This is a genomic window from Streptomyces sp. NPDC056296 (assembly GCF_042268605.1).
Taxonomy (GTDB): Bacteria; Actinomycetota; Actinomycetes; order Streptomycetales; family Streptomycetaceae; genus Streptomyces.
Genome location: NZ_JBHJRX010000088.1, coordinates 1 through 26,069 on the forward strand (window position 1 = coordinate 1; position 26,069 = coordinate 26,069).

The window sequence follows — 26,069 nt, forward strand, 5'->3', positions numbered from 1 at the left end:
AAGACAGGCAAGCCCTCGATCAAGTAGACATGGACGAGGTCAGGACCTGGGGAATTACGTGACGCCGGGCCCGGGGAATTACGTGATCGTTCACATGCTTCACCTACGACGCCCACCAGCGGCTCACCGAAGCCTGGACCCCCGCCTCCCAGAAGTGCACCGACCCCCGCAGCGCCACCTCACTGTCGGGCCCGGCCCCCTACTGGACCAGCTACACCTACAACACCGCGGGTCAGCGCACCACCGAAACCCAGCACACCAGCACCGCCACCACCAAGACCACCTACTGCTACACCAACAAGGACCAGCCCCACACCCTGACCGGCACCACCACCACAACCGACTGCACCAGCCCCGAGCACACCTACACCTACGACACCACCGGCAACACCACCAAGCGCCCTGGCGTAGCCGACAAGACCACGCAGGACCTGGCCTGGTCGGAAGAGGGCAAACTCACCCGGCTCACCGAGGATGACCAGTCCACCGACTACCTTTACGGCGTCGACGGAACCCTCCTCATCCGCGCCACCGAAAACGGCGAACGCATCCTGTACGCCGGTTCCACCGAACTTCACCTTCGTGCCAACGGCACCACCTGGGCCCAGCGCTACTACGCCGCCGACGGCGTGACCGCCGCCCTGCGCTCCAACCAGACTGGCACCAACAAGGTCACCTTCCTCGTCAGCGACCACCACGGCACCTCTAGCCTGGCCATCGACCGACTCGACCAGCAGTTCACCAAGCGTTACACCACCCCTTTCGGAGAAAACCGCGGCAAGCCCCAATACGGCCCCTGGCCCGATGACAAGGGCTTCTTGGGAAAAACCCGTGACACGAACACAGGCCTCACTCACATCAGCGCCCGTGAATACGATCCCGCGACCGGTCAATTCATCAGTGTCGACCCCCTGCTCGAACTCGACAAGCCACAGACCCTGAATGGCTACAGCTACGCTGCCAACAACCCCTCGACTCACTCGGACCCGACCGGGACAAGGCTTGCCGATTGTGAAGGCGGCTGGAACGAATGCGGACCTGGCCCTAAGCCTAGTGGGGGCGGCGGCAACAGCGGTGGCGGATCAACTGAAAGTGGCGGCGGCTCAGGAGGCGGCGGAAAAGCTGACGAAGTATTTTCCATCGTCATCGTTCAGGGGAAGCCAAAGAGCGAAGGAGGATGTAACAACTGGGGATTCCTTTCTGGCATCTGTAAGGGCGTTGGGGAGTCGTTCTACGGGCTCGTCAGTAACGCCCCACATATGGCCGAATATTTCGCCTGGCCATTTGATGAAGACTGTAGAGGTGACGGCGGCGGGCCAGGAACACCTGGCTGCGACTATGGCTCCCAATTCGACAACTGGATTGCAGAGGAGGGCGGCTACGACAACAGTAGCGACTCCTACCAAGTACCTAGCGCCCTGGCGGCGATCTTCGGTGGCCCGGCGTGGCGTAGCAAGAACAAGCCCTATGCCGGCACCCTCGTAGGGCCCACCACCAAGAAGACACACTGGGCCGAAGTGGAAGTGCGCAATGCAAAGGGGGAATTGCTCAACGCATATACCGTCCGCAGTGGAAGTCAAACTCCCGAAGAAAAGGCTCTTGGGTACCCTAGAAATGCCGCGGCGAGTCACACTGAGGCTCGAGTGACTAGAATGTCCGGCGCAACACCGAAGGTGCAGATCGGCAACGACCGCTACGCGAACCTGACCCCGGTAAACCCCGGCGACACTGTGGCCATTTACGGAACCAACCCTGCCTGCACCGGGTGTCAGGCATCCATGAGGAGCGCAGCACAAGAGACTCGTTCCACCTTCTTGTACATCACGCCAGACGGGAAGACCTGGAGCAGTGCAGAATGAGCGGCATGACAAGTAGCGTGCAGTGGGTAGTCAGGGTCACGGTGGTGACCAAAGATGAGGACTGTTACACGGTAGGCATGGCCGAAGACGATGAGGGCGAAGGTAGTTACCTGACCATTCAATCCGGCGTGAACGATCCTGACGCGCAACAGCGCCAGCTGGGGTGGGACACCTACTGCGTGATGAACGAGACAGGCGCTGTATGTTACGGGGGTATTGAGAGGGCCTCTGTAACCAACCAGAAGATCTTTTTTCGGTTCAGCCCGGAAGCTGCAGTCGAGTTGTCCCTCGCCGATGAAGACCTTGAGCTCGAACTCCACGCGGACGCGGACGTAGAGGCTCTGAGGAGCGGGTTGCGCACTGTTCTGACGTACGGAGACAGCCGAAAGAGGCCGACCGTCCTGGACGTTTGATCAGGGTCTTTGGTGCGGCGACCTGAAGGCGCTTCTCTTCAGATCGCCGCACCGATGCGTGCAGTTTCGGTAGGTACGGGTTGATGAAAGAGAGGAATTAAAGCCCTGAAGCCGTCCCTGGCGAGATAGGGCCGCAGTAACCCGACTTCTCTCGTCGGATCAAGAAAAGCCTCTCACCTCTTTTTCGAGTTCCGCCTTGTTTGCCCCCACTACTACGTTAGCCTGCCGCACGCCATCTTTGAAGAAGATGAACGTCGGAAAGGCGACGACACCAATCTCGGCACCGACTTCTTCAAACTTCTCGATGTCAGCTTTCACGAAAGTGATATGGGGTGCTTCGTTGGCAAGCTGTTCGATGGTCGGCTCAATGAGGCCGCATGCCCTTGAAAAGGGGGAGAAGAAGTTCACTACGACTCTAGTGTTGCTGCTCAGCGTGTGGTGAAAGTCGCTGGCATGCTGAAGCTCTCTAATCATTACCATCCCTGTGTAGACCAAGGGCCTGTCAGTCGCTGTCTAGACGCCCCTTTTGTGCTGAGCCTATAGGGTGACACTCCCAAGCAGGCACAGGCCTGGTCGGCCCCAGTTGCCGTGTGAGACGTGACATGCGCTTCGGATCCGCCGGAACGCGACGGACACGGCAAGTCTCCCAATTTGCCTGCGGGCCGGGACATCCTCAGCCTGGCAGCTGGCCCCGGCTTCCCACCGTCGCCTGCAGCACAGCCCGAGCGAGCAGGCTCCCGTACTGCTTCTCGTGAATTCCCTGCAGGTGGGATACCCGACCGCTACCCTGCGAGCCAACAACAGCGCTCAGAGGGGCCAACTACAACACTCACGGGCCAGGTGAGGCGCTCAGTCTCAACGCCGTCTCTTCCTGTACCTGGATCGATCGCAGGCCTGGATCGCTGAGCAGTGCGTCCCGCAGCGACAGGGCTTCCGCCTCCGGCCAACCATCCCCCGCAACGCCCACCATGACTCGCATGCCGGGATTCTGAAGGCTGTGGCCGCCTGTGGCCGCCTGTGTCCTCCGAACACCGAAACCGCATACAGGCGGTGTCATCTCGGCCGACCGGGCATGGAGGGGGATCGCCGAGGTAAGCCCAAAAGGGGCCACGGGATGATCTCGAAACCCTGAGCGTCCGGGTTTGGTGAGATGAGGATGCTGTCATCAGCCGCAAATGGCGGGTGTCACGTCCGGCGACGTGCGGCGGGGTCGCGTTCGGCGACGTGCTGGGCGATGGCGTCGACGCCGGGCCGGGCGTACCTGGAGGGCAGCCGGAATGCGCGGGCTTCATCCGTGAACGGCTCGGCGTGGTTTACGACATGGAGAAGGCCCAGGAGGGCGCCGCAGAGGCAGAGCGGTCCGTGCCACTCGTTCGGGCTGCGTCCCCCGGTCACACCGGACGGAACGCGACGGCGTCGGTACCCTCGCCCGCATGACGTCACCCGACGCCCAGAAAGGGGTTCCATGTCGGACCCGATGACCGTGCTGGCCATGACGGGGGCGACGACCGTCGTGGCGGCCATGGCCACCAGCGCCTGGGAGAGCACCCGCGAGCGCGTCGTCGAGCTCTTTCGCCGCCGTGGCGACGAGCGGTCCACCGCGTTGCAGGCCCAGCTGGACGGCGACGCGGAACTGGTCGCGGGCGAGAGCGACGACACCGACGGCGTACGCGACGACCTCGTACGCCCCTGGGCACGCCGGATCGGCGCCCTGCTACGCGAACACCCGGAGACCGCAGACGAGTTGCGCGCCCTGGTCGAGGAGGCCTCCGTACCCCCGGCCGCTCAGGAGTGGTCGCAGCACATCACCGCGCACGCCGGCGCAGCCGCCTTCGGCGCTCAGGGACCCGGCAGCAGCGTGCATGTGCACCACCACCGGCCGGCCGCCGGCGAATCCCCCGCATGAGCGCGCCGAACCCGTCGGCGCGTCAGCACGTCACCGCGGAAGGTGGCTTCGCGTACGGCGTGGTCGGCGCCGACCTCCATGTGTACGTGGACGGGCCGCCCTCCTATGTCCTGGAGGAATGGCTCCCCCCGCCCGAGTCGGACCCGGAATGGCTGCGGGAGCTGCCCAGCCGCCTGCTCAGCGCCCGGCACGAGATTGTCCCCTTCACCGGCCGCACGGATGAGCTCGCTGACCTCCGAGTGTGGCGCGGCGCCGTCGGCCGACGGCTCGCCGTCCGCTGGCTGCACGGGACCGGCGGCCAGGGCAAGAGCCGCCTCGCGGCGGCGTTCGCCCGGGACAGCGTCGCCGAAGGGTGGAAGGTCGTCAGGGCCGTACACGCCCCCGGCAACGTGCTCCCGGGCGGCGCCGGCGGCGACCTGCGGGCCGTGGGCGCCGGGATGCTGCTGGTTGTCGACTACGCCGACCACTGGCCGCTCCCCCACCTCACCTGGCTGCTGAGCAACCGGCTGCTCCACCGTCCCGACCTGCCGACCCGGGTGCTGCTGCTGGCCCGCAGCACGGACCAGTGGCCGGCAGTGCAGGCCGCCCTTCACGACTCCCAGGCGGCCACCTCCCTCCAGACTCTGGAGCCCCTGCGGGAGCGCGGCGGCGAACGGACAGAGATGTTCGAGGCCGCCCGGGACGAATTCGCCGCCCGCCTCGGAGCCGCCCCGGGCGCGCCCGACACCACGCCGATACGGGTGCCCCCTCCGGTACCCCTGGACGGGCCGGACTTCGGGCTGACGCTGGCCGTCCACATGGCCGCCCTGGTCGCCGTCGACGCCCACCTTCACGGCCGTCGTCCGCCCACCGACGCCGCTGGCCTGGTCACGTACCTCCTCAACCGCGAACAGGCCCACTGGGCGCGGCTCCACACTCAGGACGCGGGTCGCGCGACGGCCGCCGCGGGGCGGACGTACACGACTCCGCCGCAGGTGATGAACCGCGCCGTGTTCGCGGCCGCACTGATGGGGACCGTACGCCGGGAGATCGGCCGGAACGTCGTAGACCGGGTGACCGGAAGCCCGCCCGCCGCACCGCATCCCGCCGAGCGGGTCCTCGCTGACCACAGTGTGTGCTACCCGCCGACGGGGACCGTACGCCGGGTGACCGGAAGCCCGCCCGCCGCACCGAACCCCGCCGAGCGGGTCGCCGACCACAGTGTCTGCTACCCGCCCTCCGGATCCGAGCCCTCCGTCGTCCTCGAACCCCTGCTGCCCGACCGGCTCGCCGAGGACTTCCTCGCCCTCACCCTTCCCGGCCACTCCGCGCAGAGCGTCTACCCGCCGTCCTCCTGGGCCCCGGAGGCGCTCGGCCGCCTCCTGCCACACGGCGGCGACAGGCAGCCGGAGCCGTGGACGCCCCGCGCGTTGATCTTCCTGGCAGCGTCCGCCGAACGCTGGCGGCACATGCGCCATGACCACCTGTACCCGCTGCTACGGCGGGCACCATGGCTCGCCGTCGCCGCCGGCGGACGGGCACTCGGCGCGGTCGCCGCGCTCGACGACATCGACATGGGACTCCTAGAGGCGATCGAGGCCCTTCTGCCCCAGCGCGAGCACCCCGACCTCGACCCGGCCCGCGCGGTGTTGGTGGAACGGCTCGCCCGGCACTGGCTGGCGGCCACGGACGACCCGGACCGGCACGCCGTCGTCCACGGCAAGCTGGCGAGCGCCCTGCGCGGCGCCGGACGGTACGAGGAGGCACACAACTCGACGGTGCGGGTCGTCGCGCTCCTGGAGCGGCTGGAGGCCGAGCGGCCCGGCTCGCAGACCCCGCACCTGGGCGTGGCGTACGCCAACCTCTTCACCAGCCACACAAGTCTGGGCCAGCCGCACGAGGCCGTCGAAGCGGCGGAACGAGCCGTGCACTTCGAGCGCCTCCTGGCCGAGACCGACCCCGAGGGCCGGTTCGCCGGGCTCGGCCCCGACGGCCGACAGGCCCGGTGGGCGCTCGCCCTCTGCGACCACGCGCGGGCCCTCGCCACCGCCGGGCGGTGGGCGGACGGGTTCCGCGCCCATGCCACGGCGCTCGACGTGCTTGTCCAGTTCGCCGAGCAGGATGCCGAACGGCACGGCAACGACCTCGGCGCGAGCCTCCTCAACATCGGCGCCGACCTCTCCACTGCAGGGCGCGGCGGCGCCGCGGTCGCGGCGACGGAGGGAGCGGTGCACCTCCTCGGGCCCCGGAGAGCCGGCGGCCCCGACCATCCCGGGACCTACGCACTGGCCCTGTCCAACCTCTCCGGCTTCCTGCTCACCTGGCGCAGCGCCCTCCCCATCGGCACCGACTGGCGGGGGCGGGCCCTCGACGCGAGCACCCGGGCAGTCAAGATCAACCGACAGCGTGCCAAGGCGAACCCGGACGCGCTGGCCCCCTCACTGGAACAGTCCCTGCGGGCCCACGCAGGCGCCCTGGAAGCGAAGGGCCGCGCGGCAGAGGCACGTGTTGTCCGCGCCGAGGCCGACGAGCTGCGCAGCCGCATGCGACCACCGCCTGACGTGAGCGGCGTGGCCCGAGCGGACTACGGACCGCAGCAGGCCCGCGAGGCGATCGACACCTTGGAGACCGCCGTCTATCGGTACATGGCGCGGATCAAGGCACCGATCTACACCCGGCGCCTCGTAGCCCTGCTCCTCCCCGTGGCGGCACAAGAAGACGCCAAAGGGCTCGCCGCGCGCACGGAGATCGCCGACGCGTACCGGCGGCTAGCCGAGAACGGTTCGACGAGCGACCGCGTCAATCACGCGGAGGCGCTCGTCCGGCTTGCTCTCCATCGCTGGGCGATGGGGCGTGACACGGGGGTCGAAGACCGGCTGCGCCGTGCGGTCGGGGTGTACGAGGACTTGGCGGCAGCTGACGACCCCGACTACCGCGAAGACGTGGTCCGCGCCCTCGGGCTCCTGGCGCGGTTCCACGAGGAGATGGGCGCGGAGGAGGAAGCCAGGGCGGTGCGCCGGGAGATCCGCCGGCACCACCCGCCCTGGCGGTGGCTCGTACGTCCGGCGCGGCGCCGAGCCCCCTGAAAAGACCAGCAGCGGGCCGACGTAAGGGCAAGAACGCTGTCACCAGCCGCAAACGAGGGGGGTCACGTCCGGCGACGTGCGGCGGGGTCGCGCTCTGCGACGTGCCGGGCGACCGCGTCGACGCCGGGGCGGGCGTAGCGTTCCAGGGAGCGGACGGAGGGGTGGCGGGAGTGGGCCAGTAGCATCGGGGTGGAGGTGCCGTCTTCCGCGTCGTGCGTGAGGGCACTGTGGCGGAGCCGGTGGAGCGTCCAGCCGTTCAGCTCCTCGATGTCGTCGGGTGAGGCGAGGTTGGCCAGCAGCCGGGTGTTCTCCTCGAAGATCTCCTCGGCCCGGCGGTAGGAGAGTCGGGCCCGGCTGGTCTCGGGGCACACGTCGAGCGTCGGTGTTCCGGCGGGGGCCTTGCGGTCGATGAGGAACAGCGGGACGCGGGTGCGGCGGGCGATGAGGCGGGGCAGGAGTTGGGCGGTGCCGGACTGCCAGTGAATCCACTCGGTCGCCCCGCCTTTGGCGGTGATCCTGCCGTGCTTGTCCTGCGGATACAGGTCTTCCACGTTCAGGCACAGCACCTCATCGGCGCGGGCCGCCGACTCGTAGAGCATCTTCTCCCGCAGGGCGACGTCCAGGCGCCACAGGGCGGCGATCTGGTTCTCGGCCAGGGCCTTGGTGCGGTCGGGCGGTGCCGGCCGCCGCTCGATGCCGATCGTGGCACCCGACGCCCACTCGACCTCATCCCGGGTCGGCGCGAAGAACAGATGCAGCTCATGCGCGGTGATCAGCCGCTTGAACCGCGGATACGCGGTCCGCTCGATCGAGGTCACAGTCCCGCCTCGGCCCAGACGACAAGCTCAACATCACACCAACGAAACCGAGGCCGACGGGTGGCGGGCTGTGATCTCAGGGCTTCAAGATCATCCCGTGGCCCCTTTTGGGCTTACCTCGGCGATCCCCCACGTACGGCTCCGCTCGCGAAGACGGGCGGCAGGTCGGCCGGCTCCCCGGCTGCCTCAGTGGAGGGGAGCACGCCAAGTCACCAGTCCCGGTCTGTCCGCCTCCGCGAAGCCCACCGCGAACGGCTTGTCGTCCTCGTCCGTCACCAGGTGGATGCTGCACTCCGTCACGCTGTCGCCCGGCGGGATCATCCGGGCGACCCAGTCGGAGGGACAGCCGGGGATCCTCGTGTCGAGGCCGAAGGGGGTCTTCCCCTGTATCTGCCGGCCGCCCTCGGTGAGCAGGCGGACGCGGTCGGCTTGGTCGGCGTAGAGGTCTTCCGGCCCGGGGTTGGTGTACGTGACCGACACGTAGTACGGGACACCGCGTCGCTCGTTCTCGTTGAGGTCGAGGTCCAGTCCCGCGAGGTCGGCCGCGCTGCCCCGGCGTACGGAAACCAGCGTCGCGGGCAGTTCGAGGACGCCGTCCTCGCGGTCGTCCCACCGGACGCGGACGATGTCGCCCGGCTCCGCCAGCTCTGCGGACGCCGCCTTCAGGCCGCCCTCGACAGGCCAGGTGGCGACCGCCCCGCCCTCATCGAGGTAGCCGTCGGCGATGTGCGACAGCGACAGCACGCCGACCCCCTCGGGCAGCGCGTAGGTCACACAGGTGTCATACGAGTCGCCGGGCGCCAGCGTCTCCGGCGCGGTGTCCGCGCAGGGCAGGTCGCTCCCGTCCGGCCTGCCGCCGCTCAGGTAGACCTCCTCCCCACGCTCCCAGTCGGTGCCGTTCAGCGCGAAGTTGCTGTCCACCATGTAGGCGTCGGGGAGCTTCCTCGGGCCGGTGTTGGTGACCTCGAAGGTGAGGTAGTGGGGGACCATGCCCTTCAGCTCCTCGTCCACGCGCGCCCCCCGCATGTCTTCCTGCGAACCCCGGACCAGGCTCTTGACCGTGACCCTGACCTTGTACGACCGGTCGTCGGTGTCCGTGTGGACGACATCCCGTGCGCCGGTCCGCACCGGCAGGTCCGTCCAGGAGGCAGGCCTCTTTGCGGCCTGCTCCACGACCCCGCCCGCGTCCTGTTCTCCCGTGCACCCGGCGAGGAGGGGTATCGTGGCCGCGCTTGTGGCGGCCCTCTTGAGGTAGCTGGACAGGCGCATGATTCCCTTGCCGCACGATGTGATCCGGAGCCGCCGGAGGGCTGGCGCATCGTAGGCGTCACAGCGGGGGCGGAGACGGCGATCCTATACGAGTCACAGAGAAACCCCAGGTCAGCCCCCTGCGTGAGGGGCGGCGAGTGGCAGGAAGACTCAGTAGGCCGACACCGTGACCGCCAGGAACACCGCCCAAGCCCACGCCATCACACCTTGGTTGCCGCCCCCCACCCGGGCCGCAGCGCTGACCAGCGCGACTTCGTGTCGGATGCAATGGGCGGCAGTTGGACACTGGTGTCAGCTCGTGCGCCTGAAGCGTTCAGCACAATGAGGGCTCGATCCGGCCCTAGACTTTCCCCCGCGCACCCAGCCGGGGAGGGCTGATGCGCCTGACGATCCCGGGGGAGCGTTTTCATGGCAGCATCGCACACCACGTCCGACCAGCCGCAAGTCCGGGGCGTCTTCGACTGCGACGCGGCCCATCGCAGCCCACTCCGCTCCGACTACAAGCAGATCTTCGATTCCGGTCTGATCGTGCTCGACACCAATGTGCTGCTCAACCTCTACCGCTCGAACGAGAGCACCCGCCGGGACACTCTTGCCGCCCTCGCCAGGCTCCGCGAGCGCCTGTGGATTCCACACCAGGTGCTCACGGAGTTCTGGCGTAACCGCGAGTCGCCGACCGTACGCCATCACCACGCGACCAAGGCCAATGAGGCGAGCGCCGCGCTCGACAAGGCGGTCAACGCCGCCCGGACAGCCGTGACCACCTGGCTGACCGCCGTCCAGCTCAAGGACAACGAAGAGGCTGTGGAGCGGACTGACGGAGATCTGGCCGAGCTCGCCGAAGCAGCCGGCAGCCTCAAGAAGTTCATCCGCGCGCAGGCCGAGTGCGACGCACTCAAGGAGACTGCCACCACTCACACTGACCCGGTGCTCAACGCCCTCGAACCGCTTCTGCACAGCCGGGTCGGCGAGCCCCTGTCGTCGGACGAATACGACAGGGCAGTGAAAGAGGCGCAGGAGCGCGCCGACGAGGGGATACCGCCGGGGCACGAGGACTTCCGCACCAAGGAACCCGAGCTGGCTGCCGGTGACTACCTCGTGTGGGTCCAGCTCATGGAGGAGGCCCGGCATCGCGGGTGCGACGTTCTGCTGGTCACGGGGGACGTGAAGAAGGACTGGTGGACCAACCGCGGATACGACATCCCGCCCCGCCCCCGTGTCGAACTCCTTCAGGAACTGCGGGAGCAGGCCGGCGTGGGACTTTACATGCTCACTCCAAGCGAGTTGCTCCGCTGGGCCAAGGAACTCCTCGACCTGAATGTGGACGAGGGCTCGGTGCGCGACTTGGAGCAACTGGGCGAGGCATCGGCCGACAAGGACTCCGAAGGCGAAGCCTGGACGGCGGATTCGCTGGCGGCGTTCATGGACGAGCTGATGAGGCGCTATCCATCCCGAGTCAAAGCAATCGTTGCGGCTGCGGCGAACGGCGGGTTCGTGGACCGGGAGACGGTGTACGAGCTTGCCGGCTACGACGAGACACGCAGACTTCGCGGCTTCACCCAACCGATCGGCACCCTGTCGAGAGATCTGCAGGCGATGGGCGTGCTGACAGGAGGGGAGCCTTTCCTGCTCACCACCGTCTACGGCCACGCCATCGATCCTTCCTGGGCGAAGGGGTTCCGCATTCCGAGCGGGGTGATTCCCCTGCTCCGGAGCAAGTACGAGGGAAGCGACCTGTGGCAGCCCCGAGACGGCGCGGAAGCGGGGAGCGAACCTTCCGACAAGGGCTGATACTCCAGCCGTACATCGCTGTTGCGACGTCCGACCGACCGCGCCTACGGGTGCGTGTCCGTGACCGCGATGACCTCGTCGAGGCGCTCCAGGGCAGCCTGCAGGTCGTCGACCTTGGCCTGGATGCGGTCACGCTCGGCGCGCAGCATGGCTCGTTGCTCGGCGTCGGTCTGCCCGGAGTCCCAGCACGGCAGGAGTTCCGTGATCCTTCGGCTGGTCAGGCCGGCGGCGTACATCTGCTGGAAGAATCGGACCAGGGCGACGGCATCCTGCCGGTAGAGGCGCTGTCCGGAGGGGCTGCGCCTCGCGATGAGCAACCCTTGCTCCTCGTAGTAGCGCACGGCGCGTACCGAGACGCCGGCGCCCCGCGCCACCTCGCCGATGCGGACCAGCCGCTCGGCCGCTGGCTCCGTGACGGTCATGGTGTTCTCCGTAAGTTGTTAGGCGGCCCGGGAGGGCCGGGTGTGGCTGATGGTGTCTTGCCAGTTGTGGCTCCAGAGGAGTGGCCGCCCGGCTCTCCGGGGCGCCCTGGCTGCTGATTGAGATGTGCGCGCTTCGTGCGGTCGCTGATTACGGAGATGACAGCGGGGTGTTCCTCGGGCCAACGGCATACCGTGCGGAACGAGGAGGGGCGAGTGAGCGAGCGAAGGACCCAGGTCTGGGCCGGCGTCGACGCGGGCAAGGGCCACCACTGGGCCGCAGTGGTCGACGAGACCGGCTCGACGCTGTGGTCGAAGAAGATCGACAACGACGAAACGGCGATCCTGACCGCCATGGGCGAGATCCTGGACCTCGCGGACAAGGTGTCCTGGGCGGTGGACATCTCCGGAACGTCCTCCGCCTTGTTGCTGGCCCTGCTCGCAGCCCACGGTCAGCAGGCCGTCTACGTCCCCGGCCGCACCGTCAACCGCATGTCGGGCGCCTACCGGGGCGAGGCGAAGACCGATGCCCGTGACGCCTACGTCATCGCCGAGACGTCCCGCCAGCGACGGGACTTCGCCACCATCGACGTGCCCGCCCAGCTGGCCGCCGACCTGGCGCTGCTGACCGCCCACCGCTCGGATCTGGTGGCCGACCGGGTGCGGATGATCAACCGGCTGCGCGACGTACTGACCGGCGTCTTCCCCGCCCTGGAACGGGCCTTCGACTACAGCTCGCACAAGGGTGCGCTGGTTCTGCTCACCGGATACCAGACGCCGGCCGCCCTGCGGCGCCGCGGCCGGGCCCGGCTCACCGCCTGGCTGGCCAACCGCAGTGTCCGGGGCGCCGACACGGTCGCGGCCACCGCCCTCGAAGCGGCACAGGCTCAGGAGACTTCCCTGCCCGGTGAGGACGTCGCCGCGCAGATCGTGGCGGATCTGGCGGCGCAGATCCTGGCACTGGACGACCGGCGAGGTGCTGCCCCTCGACATCGCCGATCCCGCATCCGTGCGGGCCGCCGCCGAGGCCGCCCCGGACGTCTCGCTGCTCGTCAACAACGCGGGGATCCAGACGGGGACCGACCTGGTGACCGGTTCGCTGGACGCGGTGCGGCACGAGCTGGAGACCAACGTGTTCGGCCACCTGGGAATGATCCGGGAGTTCGCGTCGGCGCTCGGCAGGAACGGCGGGGGCGCGATCGTCAACGTGCTCTCCGCCATGTCGTGGTTCGGAGGCAAGGGCGCCAATGCCTACCACCTGACCAAGGCCGCCGCCTGGGCCATGACCAACGGCGTCCGCCTGGAGCTCGCCGAGCAGGGCACGCTCGTGACGGCGGTGCACCTCGGCCTGGCCGACACCGACATGGCGGCGGGCTGGCCCGTGGCCAAGATCGTGCCGTCGGACCTGGCCGACGCGGCGCTCGACGGTGTCGAAGGGGGGTCCGCCGAGGTCCTCGCCGACCAGTGGAGTCGGGACGTCAAGTCGGCCCTCGGGGAGTATCCGAACGGAAAATAGCGGTAGGCGTCAGGTCATGGATCCAGACCGAAGACCCTGCGCCACTTCGACGCCTGATCGTCAGCCGGGGCGTTTGGCCATGACGACCAGACCGGGCCCGCTGTATCCCGTCGGGGGGAGCCGCAATTCAGCGACCGAGTTCAGGCCGGCCTGCTCGATCAGATTGGCGAGTTGTTCCGGCCGCCACTTGTGGGTCGTCCAGCGGACGGGTACGCCTCCGTAGGCTTCGGTACGCACTGCGTCCTCGTCGCCGACGTGTGTTCCGGTGATGAAGTGTCCGCCTGGCTTCAACGCGCGCGCGAAAAGGGCGAGGACCTGGGGAAGGACGTCACGGGGGAGGTTGAACAGCGACCACCACCCGAGCACGCCGCCCAGGGTCGCTTCACCGAGGTCGAGCTCGGTGGCGGAAGCGACAGTGAAGCGGCACTCCGGATGAAGGCGGCGTGCGTTCTCGATCATGCGAGGAGAGAGATCCACCCCGGACACGTCGAGTCCGCGTTCGGCGAGGTAGGCGGTCACTGTTCCGGGCCCGCAGCCGACATCGAGGACAGGCCCGAGCCCGCGCACAGTGTCAGCGAAGGCGTCGATCGACGCCTTGAGCCACGGATCCCTGCGGATGTCGCCGACTCCAGTCGTCACGACCATGTGGGCATAGTTGTCGGCCACGCGGTCGTAGGACTCACGTACGACGTCGAGGTCGGCCGGGCGGTCAATATGGTGTGCGCGCATCAGCCAACCATAGGACCGCACGGGGGACTTGGGGCTGGTGAAGCGGTTAACACCAAGCCGTTCTTCACGGCCCGGCTGACCTCGTGAGGGCGTTCACGCGGTTCTCGTACTCACGGCGGGCCTTTCGCTGTGCCGGTATCACCGGGACGCCCTGGGCACCGTCGAGCGGATGGCAGCGGGCGAGGAGCTGTGGTGCACGGCGGGGACGGCGCTGACGCCCAGGGTGTAGCCCTGGCCGCGCCGTACAGTGACGCCGTGGTCGACGGCCGGGGAGAACATCGGTACAGCCGTTGGCGCTGAAATTGATCACGTGCGCTGACCCGGCTCTCGCTCTCCCGGCGGGCTGAGGTTACGTCCTGGGCGCCGTCGAGGGCCTGGCGCAGACCCTTCAGCTGTGCGGCGTGGTCCAGGCCGGGGACCAGCGGGAGCCGGGGCTGCTGCCGGGCCCAGGGGTAGGGTCGCACGCGGTAGGCCCCCACCCCGATGCCATCCGGGTGGGGGCCTACCGGCCTGGGGACGGCTACGCGCGGGAGGCGCGGCCCACGGGCGCGATCAGGACCTTCGCGGGGTCCGTCTCGCCCTTGTTGTACTCGGTGATGATGTTCTCGGCCAACGGCAGGGAACGGGATTGGGAGCCGCCGCCGGACTTCGTCATGCGGATGGCGTTGGTCTTCCACAGGCGGACCGTGTACTTGCGCAGGGCCTTGGCCAGACGATCAAGGTCGACCTTGTCCCAGTTGTTGTCGATGACCAGGCCGACCGCGCGGAGGACCATGTTGTCCCACGAGGAGGCGTCCCGGCCCCAGGCGGCGGCCACGGTGTTGAGGACCTTGGGCAGCAGTCCCTCACGCTTCTCGCCCACGGCCATGACGGCCTGGACGGCGCCCACCTGGTTGACCGTGCTGCTGCCGGTGACGGTCAGACCGCAGGACCGCACTTCGGCGTCGATCCGCGTCACCAGCGGTTCGCCAGCCTTGAGGGCCACCCGGTAGTTGTCCGCGGGCTTGACCGCCTTGCGGTCGCGGTTCGCGGCGAGGAACAAGGCGGCTTCCTCGGAGATGTCCAGCCCTTCGTACACCAGGCAGTGCCGTTCGAAGTCGGGCCCGTGCTTCTCCAGGGCCACCTGATTGCTGTGCTGGCCGTCCAGGACGTAGTACCGGCCGTCGGACCGCCGGGCGACGATCGCGGGGAGCAGGACGGCGGGATTCCAGATCTTGGCCAGCTTGTTGGCCCAGGGGCGCTGGAACATCCGCTGGGAGTCCAGGCTGGGGTCGACCTCCAGCAGGCCCACCGGGATCTTCCGGTAGTAGACGGGCCGGTCGTCGTGCGGCACCGGCTCGTACTGCGGCGGCACGTCCTTCCCGCGCTGCCTGCGCACGGTGACCTTGCGGACGGGGGCGGTCTTCGTCCCCCGTTTGCCCGCGGCGCCCTTGGGGGCCGGGGCGGTCGTCGTCGCCATGGAGGCAACTCCCGTCCAGGTTGGTGGTTTGACGGCCAGCCAACCTTAGAAATTTCTCGCATGTCAAACGGTTTCGCATCTCCGAAGTTCTCGCACTTTTGTTCTTCTCGCATCGTCTTGGACCCGACACGCTGGTGACCTGCGAATTGAGGGCTGATTGTGCGTTCACCCCCGCGCCGGGTGCTCTCAACCGGGCTTCGTGCGCCCCCGCGCGCGCCATGATGCGCTCTGCTCTGACGGCCGGCACAGGGGATACCCGAGTGTGAGTAGTTGGCGCACAGGAAATCCCGGCGAAAACGATCATGGTCCGGTCGGCGCGAGGGTGCTGACGCGGTTCTCGTACTCGCGGCGGGCCTTGCGCTGGGCCGGGACCACCGGAGCGCCTGGGCCGCCGTCCAGCGGCTGGCAGCGGGAGAGGAGTCGGTGGTGCACGGCCGGGACGGCGGTGACGCGCAGGGTGTAGCCCTGGCCGCGCCGTACGGTCGTCCCCTGGTCGAGCGCGGCGCGCTCGGCGGGCTCCAGTTCGGTGGTGCGGAGGTAGTCGGCGACCTTGCCCGGCATGTCGAGCGTGACCGGCAGCTCCGGGGCGGCCACGTCCTCCTCGATGGCGGTGTGCTCGGGCAGGAGGTCGGCGACGGCGGTCCGGATCGCGCCGCGGCTGACCCGGTGGTCGCGGGCGAGGGCCGCGATGGAGCGGCCTTCCAGGTACGCGGTGCGCACGTCGGCGGTCTGGGCGGCCGCGATGGCGGGGCGGCGCCCGCCCTTCGCGCCCTTGGCCTCGGCAGCACGCAGTCCGTCGTAGGTCAGCTCGCGCTGGAGGTCGCGTTGGAGTTCGCCGGCGGCGGCGAGGGTCTGCACCATGAACTTCACGGTGGACAGCAGCTCGCCGGTGCGGGGGTGGCGGGCGGTGAGGTCCATGGCGGAGAACGCGCCGTCGTGGATGCGCAGGGCGAGATGGTCGCGGTGCAGGACGTCGAGCACGTCGAGGATGTGCTGGTTGCCGCGCACGAGGCGGAACATCTCGGAGATGTGCACGGTGTCGCCTGGCCGCGCGTAGGTGAGCAGTTCGCTGAACTTCGGGCGCTGGAGCGGGTGGAGGCGGCTGGAGGTGCCGGGGTCCTCCTCGAAGACGACCGGGTCCTCGATCCCGGCCTCGGTCAGGACGAGGTCCTGCCGGGCGGTGGACTGCTGGTCGGTCGAGACGCGCTTGTAGACCAGGTTCGCCACCGTGGGGCCCCTTCCGTACGGAGGATCGGACCCTATCTGTCGTCAAACCCTGTCAGCAATCACCATCGGATCTGATTGGATTCGCGCCGCCGCGAACCCCTGGATTGCCCGGGTTCATTGGACGCGTCAGCCGCCTGTCGTCAAACGATCCTTTGCCGACAAGAGCCTGCGGCTGATCGGGGCAGCTACGTCACGTGGCTGAAAGGCATTGAGCAAGTGCTCCCCGAGTCGAGAAGATCCGGGATCATGAAGCATGCTCCCGGATGACTGGCATCTCACCCAAGACGTTGACGACTTCCTCGCCCGAGCCGGGGACTTCCTGCGCTCGCGCCCCGCCCTACACAACACGCCGCTGACGGACATCGAGAAACTGCGGATACGCAGGCCGGACGTACATGGCCCCGTCACCGCCGTCTTCGGCCGACTGGAGGCCGGAGGCGAGGTCCACGCGGTCTTCTATCTCACTTCCCGCGGCCGCCTGGGCCTCACCCCCCTCTCTGTCGAGCAGACCGACGCCCTCGCCGCCCACCTGGCCGTCCTCGGCCACTCACCCGCCAACGTCATCGCGGACCACGACACCGCCACCGCGTTCGCCGACTCCTGGCAGCGGCAGACGGGTGCGGCGCCAACACGCTACTGGCGGACGCATCTCTACCGTCTCGGCACACTCACCCCGCCGCAGCCGCACCCGGAGGGCCGGGGCCGTCTCACGGGCGGCACGGACCGCGAACACGTCGTGCGCTGGTGCCGTGAATTCTGCCTCGACGTCGGGGAGCAATCCTCCATCGACTTGATCGACGCCGGTTCCTGGGACGTCTCGCGTTTCGGCGACCGCCACTTCACTTTCTGGGAAACCCCGGATAGCACCCCCGTCTCGATGGCGGCCGCGACCTCGGTCATCGGCGGCATGGTCCGGATCGACCCCGTCTACACCCCGGCCCACCTCCGGGGCCGCGGATACGCGGGCGCCGTGACGGTGGAGGCGAGCCGGGCAGCACTGGCCGCAGGCGCGACGGACGTCGTCCTGTTCACAGACCCAGACAACCCCACCAGCAACGCCCTCTACCAGCGTCTGGGATACGTCCGTATCGCGGACTTCGCCGGATACAAGTTCTCCTACGGCGCACCACACGCCGAGTGAGATCTTGATCGACCTGGTCGGTGACGCTCAGTCCTGCTCGCCACCGTCGTCCTCGTCATCGGTGTGCGGGTCACGCAGCTGCCGCAGGCCAGGCGCAGCCGGCCGGGTGAAGGCGTAGCGGCCGAGGAAGTTGATGTGGTCGTACTGGAGCGGCGACAGGCGGGCGAGCAGTTCGTCGGTGACGGGGAAGCCGTCAGCGGCCAGCTGCTTGACGGCGGCGTCGATGTAAAGGCTGTTGAACAGGACCACGGAGTTGAGGGCCAGCCCGAGGGCGCCGAGCTGGTCCTCCATTCCCTCGCGGTAATGCTGGCGCAGTTCGCCGCGCTGCCCGAAGAAGATCTTCCGGGCGAGGCGATGGCGGGCCTCGGTGACGTTGAGCTGGGCACCGATGATGCGCCGGTATCCCTCGTCGGAGACGAACTGGAGAAGGTGCAGGGTCTTGAAGATCCGTCCGTAGTGGGCGAACCCTTCGCCGAGCCCGGTGGGCTTGCCGTCGCGGGAGAGCATGCGGATCAGGTCGTGTCCGCGGACCTCGCCCAGGGTCAGGGAGCCTGCCACGCGGAGCATGTCGCCCCAGTGGGCGCGTATGCGGTCCAGGCGGATGGTGTGGTTGGAGACCGGCTGGAGCGGCCCGTAGCCGGCCGCGGTGTTCGTCCGCCACAGCCGGGCGTCGGAGATGTCGGCGATCCTCGGCGAGAATTGGTAGCCGCAGATCGCGAACAGGCCGAAGACGATGTCGGAGTACGACGCGGTGTCGGTGATGACGGTCTCCGGCTTCGGGCCGCCGTCGCGGGCGTGGATGGCGTCCAGGATGAACAGCGAGTCGCGCAGCGTGCCCGGCACGACCACGCCGCCCAGCCCCATCACCTGGTCGTTTACCACGTTCAGCCAGGTGGCGCCCTTGTGTCGCAGCCCGAAATAGCGGGGGTTCGAACCCGCGTACAGGGTCTGCACGGGCACGGTGAAGCGGACCCCGTCGGCGGAGGCGACCAGGCCGCCACCCCACGCCCTCACGACGTCGATCTTTGCCTGGGCCTCGATGAACAGGCCGTTCGCCACCGAGATGTTCTCCGCCCGGAAGTAGCCCTGATCGACCTGAACCAGACGGCCCCGGCTGAGCGCCGGGACGTCCGGCTTGATGACCGGGGTGAACCCGACATTGCACGCTTCCGTCAGCAGGACGGCGCACAAACTGGTGGTGAAGCCTTCCATGTGGGAGTCGGCGCCGGAGATGTGCGTGAACGCGTCCGCCATCCCGGTCAACTCGGCGACCTCCAGCAGCAGCTCGGGGAAGTCGACCTTCGGCAGCATGCCGTTGACCAGCTGCCGGAAAGGCGGCATGAGCTTGGGCTCCTCCGCCTTGCCGAGCTTGCCCAGCTTCAGCTTCCCGCCCACGACCTCCAGCGCCGTGTTGCCCGGAAGCCCGGCAGCGACCTGGACGTACGCGGCGTGCAGAGCGGAGGCGAGTTCGGCGAGGTGTCCGGCCGGTTCGCTCTCCAGGCCGAGCGCGGTGAGCACCTTCGGCTCGGCGGCTGTCCACTTCTCCCCGGCCAGCAGCTTGGCGCGGGGGTCGCCCCAGCGGTCGCCGTCCTTGGCGAACACGTCCCGCCGGCGCAGGGAGCGGTGCAGATGCTCCAGGACGCAGAACGAGTACGCGGCCTTGTCGACCAGGCCGTGCGGCACGTTGGGGTTGGCGAACACCAGCCGCCGCCACGAGCCCGTCACCAGATCGGCGGCAACCTCTTCGACGCCGACCTTCTTGCGGCCGATCAGCTCCGGGAGCCGCTTGAGGGCCTGAACGACGGGCGCGCCGGCTTCCACGGCACCGAAGTCGATGACCTCGACCAGCAGGCGAATGAAGCCACGCACCGTGCCGTAGCGGGCGACCAGCTCGGCCCGCCATTCCGCGTCGTCGTCCCCGTCACTGTCCGGGACCACCGAGGCGATCGTGGCGAGCGCCTCGGCCAGCTGCTCGCGCGGCACGACCTGCTCGATTGCAGACCACGCGTCGACCACGGAGACGAGCTCGCCGGTGTCGGTCGCGGGCGGCGTCGTCATCAGCACGTCGACCGCTGCGGCGACCTTCTTCGCGGCCTTGCGCAACTGGGGCAGGGCCTTGAGCTTGGCGTCGTTGCCCATCCGCTCGGCCTTCGCCAGCAACTTGGTGGCCATCAGCGCGTGCAGCAGATCGAGCGCGTCATCCACCGTCGCGGTCTCCAGATGCCGCACGGTCGCCAGCAGCGTCGCGGTCTGCCGCGTGACCTCCAGCCGCTTCAGCGTCGGCGCCTTCGAGGTCAGCCCGTACCGGGCCAGCCCGGTCATCCGAGCGGCCGGAACCCGTCCGGCATCCACTGTGCCGGCCCCTAGGCCCCGCACCTCGCGGGCGCGGTCCAGGGCCAGCTCCATAGCCTTGCCAGACACCCGCATCGGGCCGAGCCGCAGCCGCTCCAGCTCCGACACCCGCTTCTTCTCCGGCACCTCCAGCAGCCGGACCATCTCGGTCCGCAGCTCGTACGGCACCACCTCGTACAGCGCGGCGTGCAGCCGGTCGTTCTCCTCCTGGCGGAGCGCGGCCACCATCCGGGCCAGCGACGTCACACCCGGCAGCAGCACCCGGTTGTTCACCAGCCACACCACCGCCCGGTCGAACAGGGCCCGCGGCCCCTCCAGTGACGACCACACCCGCGCCGCCAGAAACTCCCGCAGCTCCGCCTCCCCAGCCACGAAGTCCCGGTAGCCGTAGGTGTCGCGGATCTCCCACGCGTGTTCGTACACCGTCTGCGCGCGCGTCCCGTACTCGGCGAAATGCTCGTCGTCGAGACCGAGCTGCTCGGCGACGAACCGCACCACGGAGGCCGGTACCGCCCTGGGGTCCTCGGTCAGGAAAGTGCCGAGCATCCGCACCGTGCCCCACTGCACCGCCCACCCCAACCTCGTAGCCGAACGGCGCTTCGCCCGAGCGAGCTCCAGGGCCCTGGTGTCCAGGCGGAAGAACTGTTCCAGCTCCCCGGGTGAGGGTTCCGTGGCGAACCGGCCGTAGCGGGCCTCTTGCTCAGCAGACAGGTATTCAACAGGCATGGCCAGGAACGTAGAGCCCGCTGACCAGGCAAAACGGGCACGTCACCGAACCGGAATCAAGATCGCGCCGATACCGCTAATTTCCGTTCGGATACTCCCCGAGGGCCAAGTCCCGGCTGCCGCTGGCGCCGGAGGAGTTAAACGCCGCGATGGACCGCGCCCGGGTGGAGCTGACGGCAGGCTGAGGAGGCCAGGGGCAGCGGCGTGTCCGGGGCTGATAAGGATGTCCTCGGGCCCCGAAGCCTCCGACTCCGAGTGCGATAACAGCAAGAAGCGAGGAGGACGTTCAAGTCTGAGAAGCGTGCTCCGGGTAGATCGGGGGTCGTGTGAGGACCGTATCGAACCTGTACGGAACGATTTGGTCCGACACGGACCGAGATGAGACCTGCAGCTGGCAAGGGTGGGCTGGCTTTAGCTTCTTGCTGTTATCTGCGATGGTGGGAGTGGATTCCGTACGCTGTCGGACATGCCGAACCCGTGCACCGCCGACGCCCTCACCGCGATCCACGCTTTCGTCAAGGCCCAGCAGGACGCCGGGTACGCCCTCGACACCGTACGGCTGCGCGGCACGCTCCTCACCGAGTACCTGGAACACGTCCTCCACGAGGAGAAGGTCCCTTCCCTCACCGCCGAAGAACTCCTCCAGCCCGAGCGAGCGGCCTCCTGGCTCGACGCAGCAGGCGCCGGCGCGACTCGCCGGCGCAACACCCTCACCGGCCCGGCCGCCGCCGCGGCGCACGACTCCCAGCGCGCACGCGTCCAGACGTACAACGCCTTCGCCGGCCACCTCGGGCTGTCGCTGACCCTGCCCTACCCGGCGTCCGGGCACGGCGACCGACTGGAACCCGAGCAGGCCCACACGCTCCTGCGCACCCTCGCCGTGAAGCGGCCCACCGGCGCCAACGCCGCCACCGCCATCCGCACCGCCGCGGTGGCCGCCCTCGTCGCCGCCACCGGCCGCACCGTCCCGCAACTCCACAGGCTGAACGTCTCCGACGTCGACCTGGAGCGCCGCCCCGTCCCCGTCGTCACGGTCGACGACTCCGAGCACCTGCTCGACAAGCACACCGTGCAGATCTTGCGCCGCTGGCTCGACGTCCGCGCCGGAATCACCAAGGCCCTGGAGGGCAGCGACCCGGGCTTCCTGTGGATCCCGACGAAGCCCGGCCGGGAACGCGCCGGCGTCCAACCGCCGAAGCCCGGTCTGACCAGAGCCGCCGTGCGCACCCTTCACTCCGCACACCGCAACCTCGTCCTGCAGGTCGTCGGCGTCCCCCTGCGCCCTTACGCGCTCCTTCCCCGCTCCTGACGGCGTCGTTCACCAGCGGGCATGGGCACGTAGCCCGCCGGTAGGAACTGATGAGTCTGGACTTGCCGTTTCCTACTGCTGGGCTCTGTCGTTGACTGATCGTATGAACCGACAGATCGACAGAAGGGGCTGGCGTGCGACAGGAGTGGCCCACCTCCGGCCATCAGGGGACTGATAGTGCACCGTGAGCCGATGGGCTACGACCTGTTCGGGGACCCGTACTTCGAAGACGACGTTGCGGTACCGGAGCCCGAGCAGCTGCGCGAGTTCACCCCTCAGACGCTGCCCAAGCACTTTCGTACGTGGCAGCAGATCCGGGACGTTGGCCTGGAGCCGGTAGGTTCGCCTGTCGGGCTGCTGTCCTGGACACCGTCGGGTGCCTGCGCTCCTAAGACCGCCAAGGTCTACGACATCTCCAAAGCCAGAGAGGCCGGCCCCCGCGAACCTGACCTGCTCGAGCTCTGCGAGGAAGCCGAAGAGCAGGAACCGTCGGCCGCATCTGGCGGAGTCGAACGAGTGCATCCGGTGATCAGTCAGGGTGTCCTGGCCTTGGCCGCGTGGTCCGAGTGGGTGCCGTTGGTCGGCGCTGAGGTGCCGCGGTTGCCAGGCGTCTACCTGGCCAGGCGGGGCCAGAACGGTCCGATTGTCTACGTGGGCATGTCGGGTGAGCGCCAGGGCGAGGGGCTGCGGGGCCGGATACGGCGGTACACCAGTGGAAAGGCGTTGGCCTCTGGGCTGGGCGAGGCGGTCCTCGACCGGGCGCTGGCCGACTTGGATTGGTTGCGCGAGCGCCTTGCGGAAGTCGAGAGCGGTCAGCCGATGCGGGCGACCGGCTGGGGCAAGGCTGCCTTGACGTGGGCGGACCTGTATGTCTGCTGGGCTGTCACCGCAGATGGTGAGACTGCCCGCGTCCTGGAGGAACGGGTTCTGGCGTTGGAGAGCGTCGACTGGTGGAATCGCGCCCGCTGACTGTCCGGACCAACAGGCAGCCAGGATCACGCACCTTCTCCCTGCTCGACTGCCGTGAGCGGCTCTCCCACTGCCCCTCCATCTGGCCTGTCACGGTCCCGGCAGTCAGCCGGCCGACAGCACGGCCACGTGGAGTTCGCGCACGCCTGTGGTGCGCGGGTGCCGCTCGGCCAGCTCGGTCACGATGCTGCGGATGGCGGGCCGGTCCCGGACCTCTCCGGGGCTCGCCCGATGAGCGTCCAGGAGGGCGCGGGCGGTCTGCTCGGGCCGGTTCCACGCCCACCAGGCCCGCGCCATGTCCGTGCCCAGCCGCGCCTTGCGCTCAGCGGTCGGGAACTGATCGGGGCGCAGACCCTTGCCCGCCTCCAGCGCGGCGCCGGCGTCGCCCAGCGCCCAGTGCACACCGACCGCGTACAGGTCGACAGCGGCCCGGCTGATGGGAAACAGACGGCCCGGCGGGGGCGGCCCGGGAAGACGGCGGGCGGACCGGCGGGCTTCCTCCACCATCGCCAGCGCCTCGGCGCGCTGGCCGCCCCGCGCGGCCGTGTACGCCAGCGTGCACAGCATCTGCGCGTACGCGGCCGCCGCAGCGTCCGTGCGCAGACCCGTCGTCTCCACCTCGGTCGCCGCCGAGGTCATCAGGCGCTGGGCTTCGCCGTGGCGGTCCTGGTGGCGGAGCACGATCGCCAGCTCCCGGACGGCGGCCGCCGCAGCGAGCGGGGAGCCGGACACCTCAGCCCAGGTACGGGCACGGTCCGCGGTGAGCCGCGCCCTCTCGTACGAGCCGATCTTGCTGAGGACCGAGGAGGTCAGCGTGTAGACGGAGGACAACCGAGCCTGGTCGAGGTCCTTGCGGGAGGCGGCGGCCCGGTGCCCGTCCGCGATGAGGCTGGGCAGCACGGCCAGGAGCCGGCCGTGCACGCCCTTGTCGTACAGCTCCCGGGCGGCTGCCAGGCGGCCGTCCAGGGGCCCCAGGCCAGTCGTGGGAGTCGGGGTGGCGGCGAGAGCTTCGTCCAACCCCATGAGCAGGGCGGCCGGTCCGGCGGCTGCCGTGGCGGTGAGCAGCGTGCGGCGGCGCATGGGGTCCTCCTCGGCGTCACGCGGGCTGGCCGTCACTCTAGTGCCGGCCGGTGCCGGCGTGGACGGTGGCGCCAGAGATGTCATCAGGATGTGTCGGGGCACGCCCACCTCGGCCGCCGCCAGGTGCACGAGCCCCAGGTCGATGACACGTGCACGGCGTTCGAGGCGGGACACCGTTGCCGCTGAACAGCCGATCCGCTCACCGAGGTCGGCCAGTGTCCAGGAGCGATGCTCGCGTCCGAGCCGGATCAGGGCACCGGGGCGCCGCTGCTCGGACAACTGGCGTGCCGTCGTGCTGTTCCAGAGCGGGTCTACGGGCACCGGCCCCTCCCACGCCGCACTACCGGGGGCGTCCCACGGTAAAGGCGCCGCCGACCGGCGTCGAGACCGCTTGCACACCGTGCAAAGTGCTTGCACCGCACGGTAGATGACCACCGGGCGGCCAGTCGGCGCGGTGTGCTGGGTGCGTCGCCCCGGCCAGCGGGGCACCGTCCATCGGAGGCATCATGGCAACCGCCGCCGAACTCCCCGTGTCCATCGACCCGACGACCGCCACCACCCGACCCGCCCGCGAGGTCGTGCCGGCCGCTCTGTGGAACAAACAGGTCGGCCTCATCATGCGGGACCACCCCTACGACTCCGTCATGGCGGCCCGGGTCCTCGACCAGGGCTACGCCTACCTGCTGACCGCGATGCGGCACCGAGGCGAAGGCCTCGGGCTCGCCCCGAGCACGCTCGTCGACGTCGGCGTCCACGCCGTCATCCTCGACACCGTCAGCTACTTCGAGCTGTGCGAGCGCTTCAACGGCGGGCACTACCTCCACCACGTCCCGGAGGTCGACTTCAAGGACGACGGGTCGGTGCTGAGGACGGCGGACCTGATCGCCGCCGACGGCTGGCAGGTCGACCTCCCCTTGTGGACGGACGCCGCCAAGTGCGGCCCCTGCCACCCGGGCAACGACTCGCACTGACCTCTCGTACGTGCCCCACGGGTCCGGCCGGGCTGCCGGGCCCGTGGGGCATCGTCGGGTGAAATTCCCTCGAACCGGCCCGCCCGGCGGCGCCGCCCGCCACGATGGGCGGGGTGATCCCCACCGCAGACCTCTGGCACCACTACGGCCGCACCCGTCACGCCACCGACCGCACCGTGCCCGCCCACTTCTTCTGGAGCTGGGGCCAGGACAGCGGCCCCGGAGTCGAAGTCCTCGGCGACATCACCGGCCGCAGCGTCGGCGACCTCGGCGCCGGCGCGGCCCGGCACGCGGCCCACCTGGCCGTCCACCACCAGCCGGCCCGCATCACCGCCGTCGACGCCTCGCCCGCCCAGCACGCGATGGCCGACGACCTGTACAGGCACCTCGCCTCCCGGCTGCGCCTGGTCCGCTCCGACGTGACCCGGCACCTGCACGCGGTGGCCGACACCTACGACGTGCTCTACAGCGTCTTCGGAGCCGTCGACTTCGCCGAGCCGTGCAAGCTGCTGCCGGCAGCCGCCAGTGCCCTGCGCCCGGGTGGCCGCCTCGTGTTCTCAACCCTCGCCCACCATCTCGACGGTGAACCCGCCCACCCTGACGTGCAGCCCACCGAGATCGGCGCGAGGACCCCGGACGGAGCGGCAGCCACCATGCACCGCTGGGTCCTCCAGGAGCAGGTGTGGACCAAGCTCCTCGACGAGGCCGGCTTCACCCGGATCAGCACTGAGACCCTGCCCGGCGGGGCCGGACAGCGCGCCGCTGACACGCTTCTGATGACCGCGTTCCGCACCGGCCGACCCGCCGTGTGACGCACCCCGGCCGCCTTCCCGGGGCAGGTGCCTACCGCTTCCCTGGATACGCTGCATGTTCTTCGCGATGTACGCCGACACCGCGGCGGCGTAGTCGGCAACGGCTACTTGATCGGGTGGGCGTCGAGCCAGTCCACCAGGTCGTGGGGCCTTGACCCCGAATCCTGAACACGGGTTATGCGGCTGGTGCAAGCGTAGTTGGTGTGAGGTGGAAGGCGTTCTCGAAGGCGATCGGTGA

The 26,069-nt window shown here is 69.0% G+C and carries 21 protein-coding genes and 2 pseudogenes; 13 read left to right on the forward strand and 10 right to left on the reverse strand.

Annotated features, from left to right (window positions below; genetic code table 11):
- Window positions 1-95: 95 nt before the first annotated feature.
- The 3 genes and pseudogenes from ACFCZF_RS38030 to ACFCZF_RS38040 all read left to right on the forward strand — a co-directional run.
- Window positions 96-1,115: pseudogene (locus ACFCZF_RS38030) on the forward strand (RHS repeat-associated core domain-containing protein); the annotation flags it as partial.
- Window positions 1,116-1,145: 30 nt separating this feature from the next.
- Window positions 1,146-1,859: a hypothetical protein gene (locus tag ACFCZF_RS38035; RefSeq protein ID WP_376675565.1), complete on the forward strand. Its 714-nt coding sequence runs from the start codon at window positions 1,146-1,148 to the stop codon at window positions 1,857-1,859.
- Window positions 1,860-1,864: 5 nt separating this feature from the next.
- A complete protein-coding gene (locus ACFCZF_RS38040) occupies window positions 1,865-2,272 on the forward strand; it encodes an Imm10 family immunity protein (RefSeq protein WP_376675547.1) in 408 nt (135 codons plus the stop codon).
- Window positions 2,273-2,431: 159 nt separating this feature from the next.
- On the opposite strand, the gene ACFCZF_RS38045 is transcribed toward ACFCZF_RS38040, so the two are convergent.
- Window positions 2,432-2,752, reverse strand: a complete 321-nt coding sequence (locus tag ACFCZF_RS38045; RefSeq protein WP_376675566.1) for a thioredoxin family protein — start codon at window positions 2,750-2,752, stop codon at window positions 2,432-2,434.
- Window positions 2,753-3,737: 985 nt separating this feature from the next.
- Here ACFCZF_RS38045 and ACFCZF_RS38050 point away from each other — a divergent pair.
- Together ACFCZF_RS38050 and ACFCZF_RS38055 are read left to right on the forward strand one after the other, a co-directional pair.
- On the forward strand, window positions 3,738-4,178 hold the full coding sequence (locus ACFCZF_RS38050; protein ID WP_376675548.1) for a hypothetical protein: 441 nt from the start codon (window positions 3,738-3,740) through the stop codon (window positions 4,176-4,178).
- A complete protein-coding gene (locus ACFCZF_RS38055; RefSeq protein WP_376675549.1) occupies window positions 4,175-7,243 on the forward strand; it encodes a hypothetical protein in 3,069 nt (1,022 codons plus the stop codon). Before ACFCZF_RS38050 ends, ACFCZF_RS38055 begins: the two co-directional genes overlap by 4 nt.
- 62 nt (window positions 7,244-7,305) lie before the next feature.
- Here ACFCZF_RS38055 and ACFCZF_RS38060 read toward each other — a convergent pair whose 3' ends face one another.
- The gene (locus ACFCZF_RS38060; protein WP_376675550.1) at window positions 7,306-8,061 is read right to left on the reverse strand and encodes a site-specific integrase; all 756 of its coding nucleotides are present in this window, start codon (window positions 8,059-8,061) and stop codon (window positions 7,306-7,308) included.
- A 186-nt stretch (window positions 8,062-8,247) separates the two neighbouring features.
- Window positions 8,248-9,330 carry a hypothetical protein gene (locus ACFCZF_RS38065; RefSeq protein ID WP_376675551.1) on the reverse strand — a complete coding sequence of 361 codons (1,083 nt, stop codon included), beginning with the start codon at window positions 9,328-9,330 and terminating at the stop codon, window positions 8,248-8,250.
- A gap of 408 nt (window positions 9,331-9,738) precedes the next feature.
- On the opposite strand from ACFCZF_RS38065, the gene ACFCZF_RS38070 reads away from it, so the two are divergent.
- Window positions 9,739-11,121: a PIN-like domain-containing protein gene (locus tag ACFCZF_RS38070; protein WP_376675552.1), complete on the forward strand. Its 1,383-nt coding sequence runs from the start codon at window positions 9,739-9,741 to the stop codon at window positions 11,119-11,121.
- A gap of 44 nt (window positions 11,122-11,165) precedes the next feature.
- On the opposite strand, the gene ACFCZF_RS38075 is transcribed toward ACFCZF_RS38070, so the two are convergent.
- Entirely contained in the window at window positions 11,166-11,543 is a 378-nt protein-coding gene (locus ACFCZF_RS38075; RefSeq protein ID WP_376675553.1) for a MerR family transcriptional regulator, read from the reverse strand.
- A 213-nt stretch (window positions 11,544-11,756) separates the two neighbouring features.
- On the opposite strand from ACFCZF_RS38075, the pseudogene ACFCZF_RS38080 reads away from it, so the two are divergent.
- Window positions 11,757-12,506, forward strand: a pseudogene (locus tag ACFCZF_RS38080) (IS110 family transposase); the annotation flags it as partial.
- Window positions 12,478-13,056 (forward strand): SDR family NAD(P)-dependent oxidoreductase, encoded by a 579-nt coding sequence (locus ACFCZF_RS38085; RefSeq protein WP_376675567.1) that lies wholly within the window; start codon window positions 12,478-12,480, stop codon window positions 13,054-13,056. The pseudogene ACFCZF_RS38080 and the gene ACFCZF_RS38085, both read left to right, overlap by 29 nt.
- Window positions 13,057-13,116: 60 nt before the next feature.
- Here the strand turns inward: ACFCZF_RS38085 and ACFCZF_RS38090 are convergent, their stop codons facing one another.
- From ACFCZF_RS38090 to ACFCZF_RS38105, 4 genes are all read right to left on the reverse strand, one after another.
- Window positions 13,117-13,785, reverse strand: a complete 669-nt coding sequence (locus tag ACFCZF_RS38090) for a class I SAM-dependent methyltransferase (RefSeq protein WP_376675554.1) — start codon at window positions 13,783-13,785, stop codon at window positions 13,117-13,119.
- A 138-nt stretch (window positions 13,786-13,923) separates the two neighbouring features.
- The gene (locus ACFCZF_RS38095; RefSeq protein ID WP_376675555.1) at window positions 13,924-14,064 is read right to left on the reverse strand and encodes a hypothetical protein; all 141 of its coding nucleotides are present in this window, start codon (window positions 14,062-14,064) and stop codon (window positions 13,924-13,926) included.
- Between the two features lie 241 nt (window positions 14,065-14,305).
- Complete coding sequence (locus tag ACFCZF_RS38100; RefSeq protein ID WP_376675556.1) at window positions 14,306-15,244, reverse strand: DUF6551 family protein; 939 nt, start codon at window positions 15,242-15,244, stop codon at window positions 14,306-14,308.
- Window positions 15,245-15,544: 300 nt separating this feature from the next.
- Complete coding sequence (locus tag ACFCZF_RS38105; protein WP_376675557.1) at window positions 15,545-16,471, reverse strand: recombinase family protein; 927 nt, start codon at window positions 16,469-16,471, stop codon at window positions 15,545-15,547.
- A 253-nt stretch (window positions 16,472-16,724) separates the two neighbouring features.
- Between ACFCZF_RS38105 and ACFCZF_RS38110 the strand changes: the two genes are divergently transcribed.
- The gene (locus tag ACFCZF_RS38110) at window positions 16,725-17,612 is read left to right on the forward strand and encodes a GNAT family N-acetyltransferase (protein ID WP_376675558.1); all 888 of its coding nucleotides are present in this window, start codon (window positions 16,725-16,727) and stop codon (window positions 17,610-17,612) included.
- Window positions 17,613-17,639: 27 nt separating this feature from the next.
- On the opposite strand, the gene ACFCZF_RS38115 is transcribed toward ACFCZF_RS38110, so the two are convergent.
- Window positions 17,640-20,690, reverse strand: a complete 3,051-nt coding sequence (locus tag ACFCZF_RS38115; RefSeq protein WP_376675559.1) for a Tn3 family transposase — start codon at window positions 20,688-20,690, stop codon at window positions 17,640-17,642.
- A 466-nt stretch (window positions 20,691-21,156) separates the two neighbouring features.
- Between ACFCZF_RS38115 and ACFCZF_RS38120 the strand changes: the two genes are divergently transcribed.
- Both ACFCZF_RS38120 and ACFCZF_RS38125 read left to right on the forward strand, forming a co-directional pair.
- Window positions 21,157-21,999: a hypothetical protein gene (locus tag ACFCZF_RS38120; protein ID WP_376675560.1), complete on the forward strand. Its 843-nt coding sequence runs from the start codon at window positions 21,157-21,159 to the stop codon at window positions 21,997-21,999.
- 192 nt (window positions 22,000-22,191) lie between these two features.
- Window positions 22,192-22,968: a hypothetical protein gene (locus tag ACFCZF_RS38125; RefSeq protein WP_376675561.1), complete on the forward strand. Its 777-nt coding sequence runs from the start codon at window positions 22,192-22,194 to the stop codon at window positions 22,966-22,968.
- A gap of 105 nt (window positions 22,969-23,073) precedes the next feature.
- Here the strand turns inward: ACFCZF_RS38125 and ACFCZF_RS38130 are convergent, their stop codons facing one another.
- The gene (locus tag ACFCZF_RS38130) at window positions 23,074-24,369 is read right to left on the reverse strand and encodes a helix-turn-helix domain-containing protein (RefSeq protein ID WP_376675562.1); all 1,296 of its coding nucleotides are present in this window, start codon (window positions 24,367-24,369) and stop codon (window positions 23,074-23,076) included.
- 185 nt (window positions 24,370-24,554) lie between these two features.
- On the opposite strand from ACFCZF_RS38130, the gene ACFCZF_RS38135 reads away from it, so the two are divergent.
- Window positions 24,555-25,019, forward strand: coding sequence for a hypothetical protein (locus ACFCZF_RS38135; RefSeq protein WP_376675563.1), 465 nt, complete (start codon window positions 24,555-24,557; stop codon window positions 25,017-25,019).
- 104 nt (window positions 25,020-25,123) lie between these two features.
- Complete coding sequence (locus tag ACFCZF_RS38140) at window positions 25,124-25,831, forward strand: class I SAM-dependent methyltransferase (RefSeq protein WP_376675564.1); 708 nt, start codon at window positions 25,124-25,126, stop codon at window positions 25,829-25,831.
- The last annotated feature ends 238 nt before the right edge of the window (window positions 25,832-26,069 follow it).